Origin of the sequence: Pseudomonas sp. A214 (genome assembly GCF_900156295.1) — a bacterium.
Taxonomy (GTDB): Bacteria; Pseudomonadota; Gammaproteobacteria; order Pseudomonadales; family Pseudomonadaceae; genus Aquipseudomonas; species Aquipseudomonas rhizophila.
In genome coordinates this window covers 2,382,653-2,400,312 of record NZ_LT707062.1, presented here as the reverse complement: position 1 = coordinate 2,400,312, position 17,660 = coordinate 2,382,653, and the positions used below count along the sequence as shown (strand labels likewise).

Here is a 17,660-nt window from a genome sequence, read left to right as displayed (position 1 = left end):
ATGACGCGCGGCAAATGGCTGGCAGCGTTGTGCCTGGTGCCCTTCGCGATTTTCTTCATCGTGTTCCAGATCGCGCCGCTGCTTTGGGTGCTGGTCAACAGCCTGGAATCGGAAGAGTTCGGCTGGGGCCTGGCCAATTTCAGCAAGATTTTCAGTTCGAAGTTCTACCGCCAAGCGATCCAGCACAGCCTGGAAATCAGTTTCTGGTCCAGCGTGTTCGGCATCATCATCGCCGTGCTCGGCAGCTATTCCCTGCGTCGGGTCGATTCGCGCCTGCGCAACTTCGTCAACGCCTTCGCCAACATGACCAGCAACTTCGCCGGCGTGCCCCTGGCCTTCGCCTTCATCATTTTGCTGGGGTTCAACGGCAGCATCACGATCATGCTCAAACAGGCGGGGATCATTGAAGATTTCAACCTGTACTCGAAAACCGGGCTGATCATCCTCTACACCTACTTCCAGATTCCCCTGGGCGTACTGCTGCTCTACCCGGCCTTCGACGCGCTGCGCGAGGACTGGCGCGAATCCGCTGCGCTGCTGGGCGCCAACGGCTGGCAGTTCTGGCGGCACATCGGCTTGCCGGTGCTGACCCCGGCGCTGCTGGGCACGTTCGTGATCCTGCTGGCCAATGCGCTCGGTGCCTACGCCACGGTGTATGCGCTAACCACCGGTAACTTCAACGTCCTGCCGATTCGCATCGCCGCCATGGTCTCCGGGGACATCTCCCTTGACCCGAACATGGCCAGCGCCCTGGCCGTGGTGCTGGTGGCGCTGATGACCCTGGTGACCGTCGTCCATCAGTTGCTGCTCAAGAGGAGCTACCATGTCTCGCGCTGAATCGAGCTCTGCCGGGCTCTATCATCGGCTGGTGGTGTATTTGCTGTTCGCCATCCTGCTGTTGCCCCTGGCCGGCACGCTGATCTACTCCATCGCCAGCAGTTGGTCGGCCACCGTGCTGCCCAGCGGTTTCACCTTCAAGTGGTACGTGCAGCTGTGGAGCGATCCGCGCTTTCTCAACGCCTTCGGCCAATCGCTGATCGTCTGCGTCGGGGCGCTGGTGCTGTCCGTGGTGTTGATCCTGCCCCTGCTGTTTGTGGTGCATTACCACTTTCCAAAGCTCGACGCACTGATGAACATCCTCATCCTGCTGCCCTTCGCGGTGCCGCCGGTGGTGTCTTCAGTGGGGCTGTTGCAACTCTACGGTTCCGGGCCGCTGGCGATGGTGGGCACGCCGTGGATCCTGATCGGTTGCTACTTCACCGTTGCCCTGCCATTCATGTATCGGGCGATCACCAACAACCTGCAAGCCATCAACCTGCGCGACCTCATGGACGCCGCCCAACTGCTAGGCGCCAGCACGTTCCAGGCGGCTTTGCTGGTGGTACTGCCGAACTTGCGCAAGGGCTTGATGGTGGCGTTGCTGCTGTCTTTCTCGTTTCTGTTCGGTGAGTTCGTGTTTGCCAACATTCTCGTCGGCACTCGCTATGAAACCCTGCAGGTGTACCTGAACAACATGCGCAACAGCAGCGGTCACTTCACCAGTGCGCTGGTGATTTCCTACTTCTTCTTCGTACTGGTCCTGACCTGGGCGGCCAACATCTTGAACAAGGACAAAAGCCAATGAGCTACGTCAGCGTCCAACACCTGCAAAAAAGCTATGCCGGCACACCGGTGTTCAGCGACATAAATTGCGAAATCCACAAGGGCGAGTTCGTCACCCTCCTCGGCCCTTCCGGCTGCGGCAAGTCCACACTGCTGCGCTGCATTGCCGGCCTGACCGCGGTGGATGCCGGACAGATCCTTTTGGACGGACAGGACATCGTCCCGCTGAGCCCGCAGAAGCGCGGGATCGGCATGGTGTTCCAGAGCTACGCCTTGTTTCCCAACATGACCGTGGAACAGAACGTCGCCTTCGGCCTGCGCATGCAAAAGGTTGCGACCGAGGACAGCCGCCAACGGGTACTGGATATTTTGCGGCTGGTGGAGCTGCACGACTTCGCCGCTCGCTACCCCCATCAACTTTCCGGCGGCCAATGCCAGCGCGTGGCCCTGGCCCGCTCCCTGGTGACCCGCCCGCGCCTGTTGCTGCTGGACGAGCCGCTGTCGGCCCTGGATGCGCGGATTCGCAAACATTTGCGCGAGCAGATCCGACAGATACAACGCGAACTGGGCCTGACCACGATCTTCGTCACACACGATCAGGAAGAAGCGCTGACCATGTCCGACCGGATTTTCCTGATGAACCAGGGAAAGATCGTACAAAGCGGCGATGCCGAAACCCTTTACACTGCGCCGGTCGATGTCTTTGCCGCCGGCTTCATCGGCAACTACAACCTGCTGGACGCCGACAGCGCCAGCAAACTGCTGCAACGGCCAGTGACCGGTCGCATCGCCATTCGCCCGGAGGCCATTGAACTGAGCCGCAGCGGCGAGCCCGATGCCCTGATCCGCAGCCACAGCCTGCTGGGCAACGTGATCCGCTACCGGGTCGAGGCTCGCGGCGTAGAGCTGGTGGTCGACGTGCTCAATCGTTCCGCCGCCGATTTGCACCCCGATGGCACACGACTGTCACTTTCCATCGATTCGACGGCGCTGTGTGAGGTAGCCTGATGGCTTTATTGATTTTGAAGTTGATTTTGAAAAGGGAAATGCGCTGATGGCCCTGGCAATTTTTGATCTGGACGAAACCCTGATCCACGGCGATTGCGCCACCCTCTGGAGCGAGCAGATGGGGCGCCTGGGCTGGGTCGATCCAGAGTCGTTCATGCGTCGCAACAATGAGCTGATGGACGCCTACAGCCACGGCAAGCTGCGCATGGAAGAATACATGGACTTCAGCCTGGAACCGATGATCGGCCGCACCCCGGAAGAAATCGAACACCTGGTGACGCCGTGGGTGGAAGACTTCATCGAACCGATCATCTTCAGCGACGCCACCAAAACCATCGCCGAACACCGCAAGGCCGGTGACCGGATCCTGGTGATCTCCGCCTCCGGCACGCACCTGGTCAAGCCGATTGCCGAACGGCTGGGCATCGATGAGATCCTGGCGATTGAGCTTGAGGTGAGTCATGGGGTGTACAGCGGCAAGACCGTCGGCACCCTGACCTATCGCGAAGGCAAGATCGCACGGCTGCTGGACTGGCTGGATGCCGAGGAAGAAAACCTTGAGGGCGCAAGTTTCTATTCCGACTCGCGCAACGACCTGCCGTTGCTACAGCGGGTGGACTTCCCTCATGTGGTAAACCCGGATGCGGTGTTGAAGGCCCATGCCGAATCGGCCGGGTGGCCGATTCATACCTGGAAATAAGCCCCTGTGGGAGCGAGCCTGCTCGCGATTGCGGTGTGTCAGTTAAATCAATGCCTGCTGATCCATCGCAATCGCGAGCAGGCTCGCTCCCACACAGGTTTAGCCTAGCCCAGCAGCAGCCACAGGCTCCAGCCGAGCAACAACACACCGCAGATACGACTGAGCCAGAGTCCCTGCCGCAGGTTCTTCTCCAGCAGGATGAAGGCACCGATCACTGCCACCCAGAGCAGGTTCATTACGCCGACCACGAACAGCAGGCCCATCAGGGCCCAGCAGCAGCCCAGGCAGTAAGCGCCATGGGCCAGCCCCATGCGCCAGCCGCCGAGCACGCCGGGGCGCCAGTAGCCGAGAAGAAAATGCAGCGGCCCGCGACAATGCTCAAGGCAGACCGCCTTGCTTGGCGACCACTGATAGATGCCTGCGACCAGCAGCAGGCCAGCGCCCAGCGCGGTACTGCTGCTGCGCATCCCCGGACTGAGCAAGGCCAGCCGCTCGAGCGCCCATTGCAGCGCCGTGGCGCCCAGGGCGAAACCAACCCAGACCAGGCCATAGGCGCTGCAGAACAGCAGCAGGGCCAGGTGTCGCTGCGGTGCCGGCATGCGCTTGCGCAGCATCTGCTGGTAGATCAGCAGCATGGGCAAGGCGCTGGGCAACATCATGCCGATCATCATCACTGCCCACATGGCGAACATCAGCAGCGCATCGCCCAGGCTCCAGGGCATGAGCATACCGGCCATTGCCGCATCGGCCATGCCGCCCGGCGCACTCATGTCACGGGCCATCTGCAGCAGTATCAGCCAGGCCAAGGCGGTCAGCGCGAGCAGGCAGAGCAGGAACAACAACTGCTCGCCTGTCAGTCGCTTGCTCTGCGCCGCCGCCTGGGGTTCTGCCATCTTTACGGCTCTATGCCATGACCGGTGAAATGCACGTGGGCGAGATGGCTATGGCTGTCCTGGGATTGAAGCTTGAGCGCTGAATGCGTCTGGTAGCTGCCACTGGCCACTTCAGCCTCAAGGAACTCGAAGCCGTTGGGCAGGGACAGGCGGACTCGATGAGGTGAACCGTCGATCGGGCTGCGGATCGGCTCGCCGCTGGCCTGCAATACGCCGGGAATGTCCAGGTGCGCCAAACGCTGATCGACATCGATGGACAGGGTGATGGGCACGAACTGCGGTTCGAACATTTCACTCATGGTGCTGCTGAACACCTGAAACACGTTGGCCCCGGGGTCGCTCTCCAGGCCAGAGAGGATGGTCAGCAGGGCTTGGCGTTGCGCCTCGTCGGCGCGTTCATCGATGAACACCTGACAACTGCCGTTACCCTCATGGATAGCGCCCGGCCAAGCGAAGGTGGCGGCCCAACACAAGCCTCCCAACGCCACTTGATTGAAATACCCGCGTTCCACTCGCATCGACGCCACCGCGTGGCAGTGGCCATGGGTCGGTGGCGCGTCGAATTGACAGGGACAGCCCCAATTGCAGTTGCAGGCAATGAATTCGACGCCCTGCATGCGCCATTCGGCGATGGTCATGATCAACCTCTTCACCTGGCGGGTGAAATGAAAGCTGCGGTTACCCCCATCCCTCCATTAGTTAACGCTAGCAGGGTGCGCGCATCGGCTATGGGCTGCCGACCAAAGGTCGGTTTGCCTGGGTGCGCCGGTCAGAGGTGGAAGCCTCCGGCGATAGGCATGAGGGTGCCATTCAAGCCTGCTGGGGCATGCGTTTTTTACTGAGCCAATATGTTCATGGATCATGCGGAGTCACTTTGCAGTCATCACAACATCTCTTCTGTCAGGACACTAATCAGAGAGACATCTATTACTCTCGAAACTTCTCTAAAGCGTTTTTTATGCGATGTCTACTGTCAGACTTTACAGGTCGCTCAGACTAACCGACAGATGGCGCGTGTTCTTCCTTTGACCTGTTATTTCTAACAGTAGACGCATGGCTGTATCCGCAGGTTAATAACTCCACGCCCTGTTTTTACTAGACAGTCGCCCCGCGACGGGAGCCCTCATGAACAAGTACCTTGAACAGTGGATTTTTACCCACACCAGCATAAAGGCACTTACGGCCCTCGCGCTCGCCGTATTATTTGGTTGCGCAACTCAACTGCCGTCGCCACCACCCGACATTCAGTCTTCCAGTAGTTATGAACGCTCCGGTGAGGAAACAGCCCGAAAGCTGACCACGGCGTATCACAATACCGCCGCCAACTGCGGCACGCCCACCACACCAGCCTTTCTCTGCTCAGGGGTAACGCTACGCATCACTAAAACCAGCAATAATTACGATCCATGGGATCATAGCGACTTCTCAAGAAAAACCGACGCAGTCTCATTTTCTTATTTGAGAGCCGATACAAAGTTTGTTCGCACCCCCTGGTATGGTGTCAATGGCTTGATTTTCTATCCTTATCTCAACGCCCCCGCCGGAAAAATAAAACCCGAAGTTATCTGTTACTTTCCACTCGACGGCGCTACGTTTTATCGCGATGCCGCGGGGCAGTATGGATGCAGAGACAGTATCGTGCCTCCGCGAGTATTTGCTGACAGCACGCCTTGTCGAGAACAAAACATTACCACCGCGGAACAATGGGTGGCCCATTATCGAAAGGTCTCTCAATATAGAACCGCGCACTCCTGCGCCTTTATGGTAACGAGCAGCCTGGATGCAGAAGCAGTCCAAGGCTTCAACCAGGCCATTCGGGTTCGTTCATTGATCCCCGATGAGGCTTTTGCCGATCACAACGAGCTGCGCATCAAAGCCTGGCCTGAAAATGAGCCCGGAGTATTGCCAATTCAGGCCTTCTTCTACATCGACACAGGGCTGGCGAATGCCCAAATCGACCAACAGAAATATTACGACCGCACCGGGGGCATGGTGGTCCCCATCATTCGTCTGACCATACCCGGCACCCCGTCTGCAGATGCCACGTTTGTCTATAACGCCGCGGACCAGGCTGTCCTTCCCATCACCCCGGGGAAACTCAAACCCAAGGTTCCCAAAGCCTATAACGCAGCGGGCGACCATCTGAAAATGAGTGATATCTACACCGACACGTATGTGGATGTTGAAGTACCTCACTACACCGGTATGCATGCTACCGATACCATCCGGGCGCGCTGGCAGGGTCGGGTCAACTACAACAGTCCAATTATCGAAGTGGGTGATCCCCCCGGGAAAAGACTGATCCCGATTCCTCGTCTGGAAGTCGTCGACAATATCGGTCGATCTGTCGTGGTCGGCTATTCCGTCAAGGAAAAAGGGATTGGCGAGACGATAGAGTCAGACAGGTTGACGCTGCATATCGACCCGCAAGCGGTGGATCCATTACCGGCACCGAGTTATTCCAACTTGAAGGTTAGCGTGAACTACGGCGGTGAGACAGGCTACACCGTCAGGGTTCGTTGGGCCGGTGTCACCACCCACGATACTGAAAACCAGGATGTGACGTCCGGCCAAGCCAACGTTTTTGACATTCCCAGTGCCTGGGTATCCGAAAACAGCGGAAAAACCGTCCTGATCAACTACTCGATTGTCCGTAAAAACAGCAACGAGCAACGGATGTTCTCTCAGGTCCTAAGGGTTAACCTCTAGGTCAACCCTTTAGCAGCACGTGGTTTTCCACATTCAGGCGGCACCGCAAAGCCTGGGTTCGACTCCCCGGAATCAGCCCAGGCTTTCATCGATCACCAACACCAACTTTCCTGACACCTTGTTGCTCGCCAGCTCGGCAAACGCCGCTTCGGCATCCTTGATCGCAAAGGTCCTGGCCAGTTGCGGGCTCAGGCGTTTGTCGGTGAACAGCGGCCACACCTGGTGCCCCAGCTCACTGATCAGGTCGGCCTTGAACTGATCGTCACGACTGCGCAAGGTCGAGCCGAGCAATTGGATACGCTTGCCCAGTACCTGCGCCAGATCGAGTTCGGTCGAGCGCCCGCCCATCAGGCCGATCAACACCCAACGGCCGTCAACTGACAAAAGTTTCACGTTCAATGCAGCGTAGTTCGCGCCCACCGGATCGAGGATCACATCGAAGGGGGCGAAGTCGTTCAGGCTCTCGAGGCCATCGGTGCGTATCACGCCGCCCTGGGCCCCCAGCGCCTCGCAATAACTCAGACGATCAGCCGAACCGACGCTGACCCAGCACGGGTTGCCAAAGGCCTTGCACAACTGGATCGCGGCCGAACCGACACCGCTGGCCCCGGCGTGCAGCAGCACTTTTTCCCCCGGCTTGAGTGCAGCCAGCTGAAACAGATTGAGCCACGCGGTGCTGTAAACCTCAGGCAGCGCGGCCGCCTCAGCCAGGGATAACCCTTCGGGCACCGGCAGGACATGCCGGCCATCGACCACCACCTCTTCTGCCATCCCGCCGCCGGCCAGCAGGGCGCAAACGCGATCGCCAATCTGCCACGAGGAGCCCGCTCCGACCTCGCTGATCACCCCGGAGCACTCCAGGCCCAGCACCTGACTGGCACCGGGCGGCGGCGGATAATGTCCGGCCTTTTGTAACAAATCGGCTCGATTCAGACCGGCGGCCGCCACACGGATGCGGACTTGCCCTACATCACACGTCGGACTTGGCTCATCTGCCCATACCACTTGGCCTTCAACGCCTTGCAATGCTTTCACGGTGCCTCCATAGTGAGTCTCGACTGGGCCCGCTGCTGTAACGCCGGGCTTTCTTGCATTATGCGCCCGGGCCACATGGAACCGGCGACTTCAAAGACGGCCTAATATGCGTTATCAATTGTCCCTGCGTCGAATCAGCATGAAGCACCTGTTCCCCAGCACCGCCCTCGCGCTTGTCATTGGCCTCGGTCTGTTGCCGCTGTCGAGCGATACGTTCGCAGCCAATAGCTGGGACAAGCTTCAGCCCGATCGCGACGAGGTGATTGCCAGCCTCAACGTCGTTGAATTGCTCAAGCGCCATCATTACAGCAAGCCGCCGCTCGATGACGCGCGCTCGGTCATCATCTACGACAGCTACCTGAAGCTGCTTGATCCCTCGCGCAGCTATTTCCTGGCCAGCGACATCGCTGAATTCGACAAGTGGAAAACCCAGTTCGACGATTTCCTCAAGAGCGGCGACCTGAACGCCGGGTTCATCATCTACAAGCGCTACCTGGATCGCGTGAAGGCGCGTCTGGATTACACCCTTGCCGAGTTGAACAAAGGCGTCGACAAGATCGACTTCAATACCAAGGAAACCTTGCAGGTGGATCGCAAGGACGCCGCCTGGCTCAGAAGCACCGCTGAACTTGACGACCTGTGGCGCAAACGCGTCAAGGACGAAGTGTTGCGCATGAAGATCGCCGGCAAGGACTCCAAGCAGATCCAGGAAACCCTGACCAAACGCTACAAGAACCAACTGGCCCGTCTGGACCAGACTCGCGCCGAAGATATCTTCCAGGCGTACATCAATACCTTCGCCATGTCCTACGACCCGCACACCAATTATCTGTCGCCCGATAATGCGGAAAACTTCGACATCAACATGAGCCTGTCCCTGGAAGGCATCGGCGCGGTGCTGCAGAGCGACAACGATCAAGTGAAGATCGTGCGCCTGGTGCCGGCAGGACCTGCCGACAAGACTAAACAGGTCGCCCCGGCGGACAAGATCATTGGTGTCGCCCAGGGCAACAAGGAAATGGTCGACGTGGTCGGCTGGCGCCTGGACGAAGTGGTCAAGCTGATCCGCGGCCCGAAAGGCTCGGTGGTGCGCCTGGAAGTCATCCCGGCCAGCAATGCGCCGAACGACCAGACCAGCAAAGTCGTGGCCATCACCCGTGAAGCGGTGAAGCTGGAAGAGCAGGCTGCAAAAAAATCTGTCCTCAAACTGAAACAGGACGGCAAGGACTACAAGCTCGGTGTGATCGAGATCCCGGCTTTCTATCTGGACTTCAAGGCCTTCCGCGCCGGTGATCCGAACTACAAGAGCACCACGCGCGATGTGAAGAAGCTACTGACCGAGTTGCAGAAGGAAAAAGTCGACGGTGTCGTCATCGACTTGCGCAACAACGGCGGCGGCTCCCTCCAGGAAGCTACGGAACTGACCAGCCTGTTCATCGACAAGGGCCCGACCGTGCTCGTGCGTAACGCCGATGGCCGCGTGGATGTGCTCGAGGATGAAAATCCGGGGGCGTTCTACAAAGGCCCGATGGCCTTGCTGGTCAACCGTCTGTCGGCATCGGCCTCGGAGATCTTCGCCGGCGCCATGCAGGACTATCACCGGGCACTGATCATCGGCGGCCAGACCTTCGGCAAAGGCACCGTGCAGACCATCCAGCCGCTCAACCATGGCGAACTGAAGCTGACCCTGGCCAAGTTCTACCGGGTTTCCGGCCAGAGCACCCAGCACCAGGGTGTACTGCCGGACATCGATTACCCGTCGATCATCGACACCAAGGAAATCGGTGAAAGCGCCCTGCCCGAGGCCATGCCGTGGGACACCATCCGGCCTGCGATCAAGCCGGCGGTGGATCCGTTCAAGCCATTCCTGGCGCAACTCAAGTCCGATCATGACGCTCGCACGTCCCAGGACGCGGAGTTTGTCTTCATCCGCGACAAGCTGGCTTTGGCGCAAAAGTTGATGCTGGAGAAAACCGTCACCCTCAACGAAGCCGAGCGTCGCGCACAGCATGCCGACATCGAAGCCAAGCAACTGACCATGGAAAACCTGCGGCGCAAGGCCAAGGGTGAAGAGCCGCTCAAGGAACTGAAGAAAGAGGATGAAGACCTGATCGCCGAGCCGGAAAAAACCAAACCGGAAGACGATGCCTACCTGAGCGAGACCGGTCGTATCCTCATCGATTACCTGAAACTCAACACGGCGATTGCCAAGCACTGACATGATGGCCATTTAATGCTGACGCTCCCCGGAGCGTCATCAAACTGACATCATTCTGTCGTGAAATACAGGACCGGGCGCCCCCTTGAACGGGTGGCGCCCAGTCCTTTTTTTATCGCCAGAGATTGCCATGACCACGACAGAACAGCTGAGTGCCTTGAGTTCGATCCTGGCTCAAAGCGGTTTACACAGCCTGTTCCAACCCATCATTTGCCTTTCCGAACGACGCATCGTCGGTTATGAAGCCCTGACCCGGGGCCCGTCCAACAGCCCGCTGCACTCGCCCATCGCCCTGCTTTCCGTGGCCCGCCAGGCCGGACGCCTCAGTGAGCTGGAACTGGCCTGCCGACGCAGCGCCTGCCAACGTTTCAATGAGCAGAAACTGCCGGGCAAGCTGTTCCTCAACGTCTCGCCCGAATCCCTGCTCGAAGCCGCCCACCAGACCGGACGCACCTTGCAACTGTTGCAAGATTTCGGCATCCCGCCCAGCCAGGTGGTGATCGAACTGACCGAACAAACACCGATCGACGACTTCCAACTCCTGCAAACCGCCCTGCATCATTATCGGGCCATGGGTTTCTCCATCGCTCTGGACGATCTGGGCGCCGGGTATTCGAGCCTGCGGCTGTGGTCCGAATTGCGCCCCGATTATGTGAAGATCGACCGGCACTTCATCGATGGTATTCACCAGGATGCCCTCAAGCGCGAATTTGTCGGCTCGATCCTGAAAATCGCCCGCGCTTCCCGCGCCCAGGTGATTGCCGAGGGAATCGAACTGCCGGAAGAACTGGCGGTATTGATAGAGATGGGCGTCGACCTGGTTCAGGGTTATCTGCTCGCTCGCCCACAGGAGCAGCCCTCCCGTGACGCCAGGGCGCTGATGCCCCGGCAGGACGCCGGCGCGGTGGCATTGACCGACGAAGTCAACGACCTCGGGGCGCTGCTCAACGAACAACCGGCGGTGGCCCACGATACGCCGACGGCCACCGTGCTTGAGGCGTTTCGGCGCCAGGCCAACCTCAACTCCCTGGCGGTACTGGACGATCAGGAACAACCCTGCGGCATCGTCCATCGTCACTCCCTTTCGGATGCCTTGCTCAAACCCTTCGCCACCGATCTGTTCGCCCGCAAACCCATCAGCCGCCTGATGAGCGATGACTTCCTGGCGGTGGAACTGAACCAGTCGCTGCAACAAGTCAGCCGCCTCATCACCAGCCGCGCCCGACAACGCATCGAAGAAGACTTCATCATCACCCTCAACGGCAGTTACCTGGGCCTGGGCCGGGTGATCGACGTGCTCAAGCTCATCACCGAACTGAAAATCCAACAGGCCCGCTACGCCAACCCGCTGACCCTGCTGCCGGGTAACGTGCCGATCCAACAATGCCTGACACGCCTGCTGCAACAACGACAGGAATCAGTGATCTGCTACGTAGACATCGACAGCTTCAAACCCTTCAACGACATCTACGGCTACGGTCGCGGCGACGAAGTCCTGCTGTGCCTGGCCCAATGCCTGAACGAACGCATCGATCCCAGCCGCGACTTCGTCGGTCACATCGGCGGCGACGACTTCCTGCTGGTCCTCGGTCCGGAAGACTGGCGCAAACGCCTGAATCAATTACTGAGCGACTTCCAGACCCACTGCCGCCGCTTCTACCGCCCCGAGCATCTGGAAGCCGGCTGCTTCACCGCGCTGAATCGGCAGGGCGTTCGACAGGAATTTGCCTTGCTGTCGCTGTCGATTGGGGTGGTGCATTTGCGGGCTGAAGCCTGTGGGGAACTGGATGCCAGCCAGTTGGCGGAACTGGCTTCGCAGGCCAAGCATCATGCCAAGGAGATTTTGGGGGGGAGCGTGTACTTGGTTGATGGTTTGGCTGGGCGGGAGGTTGTGGTGGGGTTGTCGGTGTGAGCGGACTCCCCATTCACCACGGCCCGAACGCTTGGCGTTAACCCTGTGGCGAGGGGATTTATCCCCGCTGGGCTGCGTAGCAGCCCTAAAGCAACGAACTCAATCTTCCTGGCACACCGAGTTGCTTGGTTCGGGGGCCGCTACGCAGCCCAACGGGGATAAATCCCCTCACCACAAAGGGGGGCTCGTCTAACTGAGATCACATTGCCGAACTGTGGTTAGCAAAGAATTTTATTTTTTAATCAGCAGATTGTAATTTATTCCATGAGAGCAAGCGCCCTCGCCACGAAAAGCCGTTTGGTGGTGTATTAGCTTAGTTTATAGCTTGATATTTCATTCTGAAACTATTGAACTTGGTGCTACAGTTAACATGTCATGCTTTATGACAACCGCCAAGCCAAGCACTGCTGCAACGACAAACTAGCATTCGTCAAGATCGACATTATCACTGCTAAGAATTTCAAGAATATGGTTCAGCCAAGCTTCAGCGGATTCCCAGTCCAGCCAATAACAATAATTGCACGGCATTTCATCCATAAGAAACTCTCGAAGCTCCTCCTCTCCAAAACTCATCATTAACAATACCAAAATCTCTTTCTTTACCGCCTCAATAGTTTGCGGCACCGACTCCGATACAAACAAATTCACTACATCATCAGGCTCGGATGATTCGCACATCCAGTCTTGATGAAAGTAACAGCCAAAGAATTGAAAGAGTTCCGGATAATTATTTTTCATTTTTTTCAACATATCCCGTAAGCAAATTATATCCAACAGGTGATTCTTTGGATTTTTTAAGCACCAACACCACAACAGATAGAGGTTCCAGTTCTCCGCTTTTCCGTATAACACCGACTCCAACTGGAGCAGGAAAAGACTGCTGCAACAATAATTTCTTTTCCGGTTTTTTCAGAAACTCATCAATTTCTATTTTTTTTGTTTTTAACACGCTGGAGACCGATAACTCAGCCGTTGCTCTATCAGGGAATGTCGATGCGGTAGGCACATAAGGCTCTGAATCAAGGCGCTCTCTTAACTGAGCTTCAGAACGACCTATGTGCTTTTTCATCAAATGTCCTCCTCGAGCCTCATGCGCAGCCAAACCTCCCCCCGGCACAATCTCGCTGAACGGTCCATCAGCTTCGATATCGCCAGGGCACCGACAGGCCAACCCCAACGGATCCACCCACCCCGTCGGGTTCAGGGTGTAGCGATACCCGTTGAGGCCACCCGCCAGTTTGCTCGGGTCAGGCGTCAGGTAGCGGCCGGTTTCCGGATTGTAGTAGCGGTGCCGGTTGTAGTGCAGGCCGCTTTCGGGGTCGAAGTATTGGCCCTGGAAGCGCAACGGTTGTTCCAGCTGTTCGCCGCCGCCGTGGACCAGTTCGGTGGTTTTGCCGTAGCCGCTGTAGCGTGCTGACCAGACGATGGTGCCGCCGTAGTTGGTCAGTTCCTGGGGTGTGCCCAGGTGGTCGAGGTGGTAGTAGAACGGGCAGGCGTTCGGGCCTTTGCCGTCGAGCAGGGCCAGTGGGCGGAAGGTGCCCGGTTCGTAGACGTAGCTGCGGTGGTGGCGCGGGCTGCTTTCGGCGACGACCTGGTCGCCCTGCCAGAAAAATTCCGTGGTCAGGCCGTCCACGGTCTTGCTGATGCGTCGGCCGAAGGCGTCGTAGCGGTAGGACGTTTCGCGCCCGTGCGCCGTGGTGACGCCGATCAGTCGGTGTTGGCTGTCGTAGCGGTATTCGCTGACGAGGCACTGGGCCTTGCCGCGCCGTTCGCGGATCAGGTTGCCGAAGGCGTCGTAGTCGTAGTGGCGGTCGCCCTCCATCAGCAGGCGATTGCCCTTGAGGGTCGTCGGGCCGGGGCGGTCCTGCATCAGCAGGTTGCCGGCCGGGTCGTGGGCGAAGTGTTCCGGCGGCTCGCTGTGGGAATAGTCGATGCCGATCAGGCGATCCAGCGGGTCGTACTGGTAATGACGGCGGTTGCGCTTGTCGGAAATGGACTGCAGGTTGCCATTGGCGCTGTAGGCATAATCGCGCCAGAACAGTTGCTGCTGGTTCTGCCACACCGTCTGGGCCTTGAGCCGACCCTGTTCGTCGTAGTCGTACTGGCTGAGCAGCAGGCCTTGGCGGCGCTGGCGTTCGCGCCCGCCGCTGAGCTGGTGTTCGGTGAGGCGTGAGCCGTTCAGGTCGATGGCCGTCAGCGCGCCGCCCCGGGCGTGGTGGTAGTCGAGCTGGCTGTTGTCCGGCAGGCGCAGGTGGTTGAGGCGTCCGCAGGCGTCGTAGCGATAACGCAGGGTGCCCCAGCCCTGGTGTTCGCTGATCAGCCGGTCCTGGGCGTCGTATTCGAAGGCCAGCGGGTGATCGGTGCCGTCGTTGACGTGGACCAGCCGGCCCAGCCCGTCGTAGCGGTATTCGATGGCCTGGCCGTCGGGCAAGGTCTTGACCAGCAGCCGCCCGGCCCCGTCGCGCTGGTAGCGGGTGACCCATTGGGCGCCGTCCGCGCCGTGCTCGGTTTTCTCCAGCAGGTGGCCATTGAGGTCGTAGGCGTAGGCGGTGCGTTGGCCGTCAAAGCCGATCTGCTGTCGGATCAATCCGTTCGGCGTGTAGTCCAGCTGATATTTTTCGCCGGATTCGTTTTCGATTTCAGTCAGCAACAGCCGCGCCGAATCGTAGCGATATTTCAGTTCGCTGCCGTCGGGGTTGAGGCGACGGCTGATCAGGTGCAGGTCGTCGGCGTATTCATAGCGGGTGGTCCGCCCCAGCTCATCGCGCTCGGCGGTGACCTTGCCGTAGGCGTTGTAGTGCCAGGCGCGGGTCGCACCACCTGGCAAGGTGGTTTCGAGCAGGCGGCCCACCGCGTCCCACTGGTAGTGCGTGAGGGCGCCGTGTTCGTCCTGGCGGGTCAGCAAACGCCCCAGGGCGTCGTAGGAAAAACACCGGCGCCCCGTGTCAGGCAGGGTTTCTTCGGTCAGTTGGCCCAGTTGATTGCGGGTAAACCGATGCTCGCTACCGTCGGGGTAACGGATCGCCAGCAACTGCCCCTGGGCATCGTAGTCATAGCCGGTGCTCTGGCCGTGCGGATCGATGGCCTCGATCACATCGCCCTGGGCGTTGCGCCGGTATTGCCACACGGCCTTGCCGCGCGAACGGGCACGCAGGAAACCGTGGCGGTATTCGTAGGACGTCGGTTCCTCGTCCGGCGGAATCAGCGCCACCAGCCGTCCGGCTTCGTCGTAGCGGTATTCGGTGACGGCGCCCAGCGGGTCCTGTTCGGCGATCAGCCGGCCCTGGGGGTCATAGGCCTTGAGGTGCTCGCCGCCATCGGGCTCGACCTTGCGCACCAGCCGTGCCCGCTCGTCGTGGACGTACACCTCCTGGCTGCCATCAAGGTGCTGGACCGTGACCTGCCCGTCCTCGCCCCAGGTGTAGCGGCTGTCCATCTGCGCAAACGAGGCCCAGTGCCGCACGCAGCGGGCTGCGCGGCCTGCCCCTTGCCACTCCCAGAAGAAACTCGCACCGCCGGCCAGTTGCCGTTGCAGGATGACGTGCTGGTCGTCGTAGTCGTAGCGTTCGCTTTCACCGGCGGCGTTGGTCGCCTCGATCAGTCGCCAGCGGGCGTCGTAGCGGTAAGCCACCAGGGTCTGTTCGGTGCGCCAGGCGTCGTCCAGAGTCAGGGCCGGGTGAAAGCTCTGGTAGTCGATGGCAACCAGGTGACGTTGCTCATAACGCAAGCGCAGGGCGCGCCCGGCGCCGTTGTCCAGGCGGCTGATGTCGCCATGGATGTTGCGCTTGATCGTCAGGCGGTTGGCGTAGCGGTCGCTGAGGGCGGTCAGATGGCCGTCTCGAAAGTGTAGGAAAGGCGCGTCTTCGCCCGGCTGGGCGATGATCAGTTCGTCCGGTTCCACTCCGAGGTAAATCGCCGCGCGGGCCAGGCTGTTGTGGATCGTCGGGCGTTGCTCGCTGGGCAGCGGAAACGTCGTACGGCGGTTTTCCTGGTCGATCCAGATGACCTGCTCGCCCTCAAGCAACAGGCGATGCGCCAGAGCATGACTCCAGCCGCGACCCAGGCCGATGTCCAGGTCCACCGCGCTGGTGCGGTACAAGCGGGTGAAGACAAACGGCAGCCGGCCATCGAGGGTGCCGTCGTCCAGGGTCAGCAGTTCTTCGCCGGTGACCATCGACACCGGGCAGCCGCTGGTCTGGGTCAGGGCCGCGGTGTCGGCGCTGTCACCGTTGGGGTTTTTCGATTGGTTGGGGGCGTCGTCGTAGGATTCGTCCTTTTTCAGCGTGGTATTGCGCTGCGCGTCCCAGCGCAGTTGCATCCGGCCCTTCTTCACTCCAGCCGCGATCCCCCGCGCCGCCACGGTTTTGTAGCGGTCCACATAGGTCATGAAACCGTTGACCACCGCGAAGATCGCGTTGATGAATCGCTGCGCGGCGCTCAGCAGACGCCCGCCAAACTGGCCTAGACGCATGGCCAAGTAAGCAACACCGGTCCCCGCCCCGGCGAAGGTCAGGACGACGCCGATCAGCAAGTCGATCACCAGTTGCACCACCGCCGTAGCGAGCGCTTCAGCGGTTTCACCGGCAACCTCACTGGGCGGCAGCATCTCCAGCCAGAGGCTGGCGGTGCGCACCAGCAGGCACAACGCCGCTTCGTCGCTGGCCAGCAATTGCAGCCTGGCCATGAGCAACGGCGTTTTTTCCGCCATGGCGCTTAGCTGATCCGCACTTTCGCCCAGCCGGTCTACAAACTTGCCAGGGTTCTTGAGGATGTCCGACAGCAGACTGATGCTGTCCCACACCCCCTCAATCGCCGCCCAACTGCCTGCGAGCAAACCATTGCCCACCGCGGCCGCCGAAGTCGCCAATGATTGCTGCGCCCACTGCGGCTTGAAGCCCTGCCACTGCCCGCGCAGCCACTGCGTCAGATCGTTGTTCAGGCCGTCGTAGGAAGAAAACAGGTCGGCGATTGTCTGGGGGGATACTTTGTCCTGGACGTGAACCCGATAGGACTTACCCGCCGTCCCCTGGAAAGTCCCCAGGCCCTCGGCATTCAGGGTGACGGGCGTGACCTCGCCGCTGTCCACGGCCACCACATCCACCACGATGCCGCCCAGCGGAATGTCGTACACCGACTCCAGTTTGCTCTCGATGGTCACCGGCCCGGCCGAGGGGCACTGGACAACGGTGGAGAGGAAATCATCGTCGCCGATGCTGACAGCGGAGCTGCTGTCACCGAAACGAATCAGCCGCTCCATGCCCATCAGCGAAGGCAGGTCGGCCGCATGGCTGGCGCGGTCCGCCGTCTGGCTGTACCAGCGGTCGAGCTGCTCGCGGTAGAGCGTCAGGGTGTCTTTGAAGCTGTCGAGTTCCTGCTCGATACGGTGCACCTGATCCATCAGGACACGGCTCGATCAGGGGCCGGCAGGGAAAAACGATCGAACATGGGCAGACGTCTCGCAGCACTCAGGGAGCGCGAGACTTTGCCGGGGATGCCTGGGGAAATAAGTCAGGTAAGGAGGCGGTGAATGTAGGGCGATTCGCTAAATAGCCCCACTCGACAAACGAACCGCCGAAAGGAAAG

12 protein-coding genes are annotated in these 17,660 nt (G+C 59.7%); 7 read left to right on the top strand and 5 right to left on the bottom strand.

Annotated features, from left to right (window positions below; all coding sequences use genetic code 11):
- From BW979_RS10800 to BW979_RS10785, 4 genes are read left to right on the top strand one after another with little or no spacing between them, the layout of a single operon-like run.
- Positions 1-837, top strand: coding sequence for an ABC transporter permease (locus tag BW979_RS10800; protein ID WP_160893164.1), 837 nt, complete (start codon positions 1-3; stop codon positions 835-837).
- Entirely contained in the window at positions 824-1,624 is an 801-nt protein-coding gene (locus BW979_RS10795) for an ABC transporter permease (RefSeq protein WP_047229649.1), read from the top strand. The genes BW979_RS10800 and BW979_RS10795 overlap by 14 nt, the downstream gene beginning before the upstream one ends.
- Positions 1,621-2,610 (top strand): ABC transporter ATP-binding protein, encoded by a 990-nt coding sequence (locus BW979_RS10790; protein WP_076383788.1) that lies wholly within the window; start codon positions 1,621-1,623, stop codon positions 2,608-2,610. The genes BW979_RS10795 and BW979_RS10790 overlap by 4 nt, the downstream gene beginning before the upstream one ends.
- Positions 2,611-2,656: 46 nt before the next feature.
- Entirely contained in the window at positions 2,657-3,310 is a 654-nt protein-coding gene (locus tag BW979_RS10785; protein ID WP_047229651.1) for an HAD family hydrolase, read from the top strand.
- Between the two features lie 104 nt (positions 3,311-3,414).
- Here the strand turns inward: BW979_RS10785 and BW979_RS10780 are convergent, their stop codons facing one another.
- Together BW979_RS10780 and BW979_RS10775 are read right to left on the bottom strand one after the other, a co-directional pair.
- Positions 3,415-4,203, bottom strand: coding sequence for a DUF2182 domain-containing protein (locus tag BW979_RS10780; RefSeq protein ID WP_047229652.1), 789 nt, complete (start codon positions 4,201-4,203; stop codon positions 3,415-3,417).
- A gap of 2 nt (positions 4,204-4,205) precedes the next feature.
- On the bottom strand, positions 4,206-4,841 hold the full coding sequence (locus BW979_RS10775; protein ID WP_047229653.1) for a DUF1326 domain-containing protein: 636 nt from the start codon (positions 4,839-4,841) through the stop codon (positions 4,206-4,208).
- Between the two features lie 487 nt (positions 4,842-5,328).
- On the opposite strand from BW979_RS10775, the gene BW979_RS27405 reads away from it, so the two are divergent.
- Positions 5,329-6,912: a hypothetical protein gene (locus BW979_RS27405; protein WP_155417192.1), complete on the top strand. Its 1,584-nt coding sequence runs from the start codon at positions 5,329-5,331 to the stop codon at positions 6,910-6,912.
- A 72-nt stretch (positions 6,913-6,984) separates the two neighbouring features.
- On the opposite strand, the gene BW979_RS10765 is transcribed toward BW979_RS27405, so the two are convergent.
- Positions 6,985-7,947, bottom strand: coding sequence for a zinc-binding dehydrogenase (locus tag BW979_RS10765; protein WP_076383787.1), 963 nt, complete (start codon positions 7,945-7,947; stop codon positions 6,985-6,987).
- Between the two features lie 139 nt (positions 7,948-8,086).
- Between BW979_RS10765 and BW979_RS10760 the strand changes: the two genes are divergently transcribed.
- Both BW979_RS10760 and BW979_RS10755 read left to right on the top strand, forming a co-directional pair.
- Positions 8,087-10,165 carry a carboxy terminal-processing peptidase gene (locus tag BW979_RS10760; RefSeq protein ID WP_172833818.1) on the top strand — a complete coding sequence of 693 codons (2,079 nt, stop codon included), beginning with the start codon at positions 8,087-8,089 and terminating at the stop codon, positions 10,163-10,165.
- A 130-nt stretch (positions 10,166-10,295) separates the two neighbouring features.
- On the top strand, positions 10,296-12,077 hold the full coding sequence (locus BW979_RS10755; RefSeq protein ID WP_076383785.1) for a bifunctional diguanylate cyclase/phosphodiesterase: 1,782 nt from the start codon (positions 10,296-10,298) through the stop codon (positions 12,075-12,077).
- A gap of 420 nt (positions 12,078-12,497) precedes the next feature.
- Here the strand turns inward: BW979_RS10755 and BW979_RS10750 are convergent, their stop codons facing one another.
- The gene (locus BW979_RS10750; protein ID WP_076383784.1) at positions 12,498-12,815 is read right to left on the bottom strand and encodes a contact-dependent growth inhibition system immunity protein; all 318 of its coding nucleotides are present in this window, start codon (positions 12,813-12,815) and stop codon (positions 12,498-12,500) included.
- Positions 12,805-17,475, bottom strand: coding sequence for an RHS repeat protein (locus BW979_RS10745; RefSeq protein ID WP_076383783.1), 4,671 nt, complete (start codon positions 17,473-17,475; stop codon positions 12,805-12,807). The genes BW979_RS10750 and BW979_RS10745 overlap by 11 nt, the downstream gene beginning before the upstream one ends.
- Positions 17,476-17,660: the final 185 nt, after the last annotated feature.

Excerpts from the sequence above, each read along its gene's own strand:
- BW979_RS10775 (WP_047229653.1), bottom strand. The coding sequence starts at position 4,841 with ATGACCATCGCCGAATGGCGCATGCAGGGCGTCGAATTCATTGCCTGC.
- BW979_RS10745 (WP_076383783.1), bottom strand. The coding sequence starts at position 17,475 with ATGGATCAGGTGCACCGTATCGAGCAGGAACTCGACAGCTTCAAAGAC.
- BW979_RS10750 (WP_076383784.1), bottom strand. The coding sequence starts at position 12,815 with ATGAAAAATAATTATCCGGAACTCTTTCAATTCTTTGGCTGTTACTTT.
- BW979_RS10790 (WP_076383788.1), top strand. The coding sequence starts at position 1,621 with ATGAGCTACGTCAGCGTCCAACACCTGCAAAAAAGCTATGCCGGCACA.
- BW979_RS10755 (WP_076383785.1), top strand. The coding sequence starts at position 10,296 with ATGACCACGACAGAACAGCTGAGTGCCTTGAGTTCGATCCTGGCTCAA.
- BW979_RS10780 (WP_047229652.1), bottom strand. The coding sequence starts at position 4,203 with ATGGCAGAACCCCAGGCGGCGGCGCAGAGCAAGCGACTGACAGGCGAG.
- BW979_RS10760 (WP_172833818.1), top strand. The coding sequence starts at position 8,087 with ATGAAGCACCTGTTCCCCAGCACCGCCCTCGCGCTTGTCATTGGCCTC.
- BW979_RS10795 (WP_047229649.1), top strand. The coding sequence starts at position 824 with ATGTCTCGCGCTGAATCGAGCTCTGCCGGGCTCTATCATCGGCTGGTG.
- BW979_RS10785 (WP_047229651.1), top strand. The coding sequence starts at position 2,657 with ATGGCCCTGGCAATTTTTGATCTGGACGAAACCCTGATCCACGGCGAT.
- BW979_RS27405 (WP_155417192.1), top strand. The coding sequence starts at position 5,329 with ATGAACAAGTACCTTGAACAGTGGATTTTTACCCACACCAGCATAAAG.
- BW979_RS10800 (WP_160893164.1), top strand. The coding sequence starts at position 1 with ATGACGCGCGGCAAATGGCTGGCAGCGTTGTGCCTGGTGCCCTTCGCG.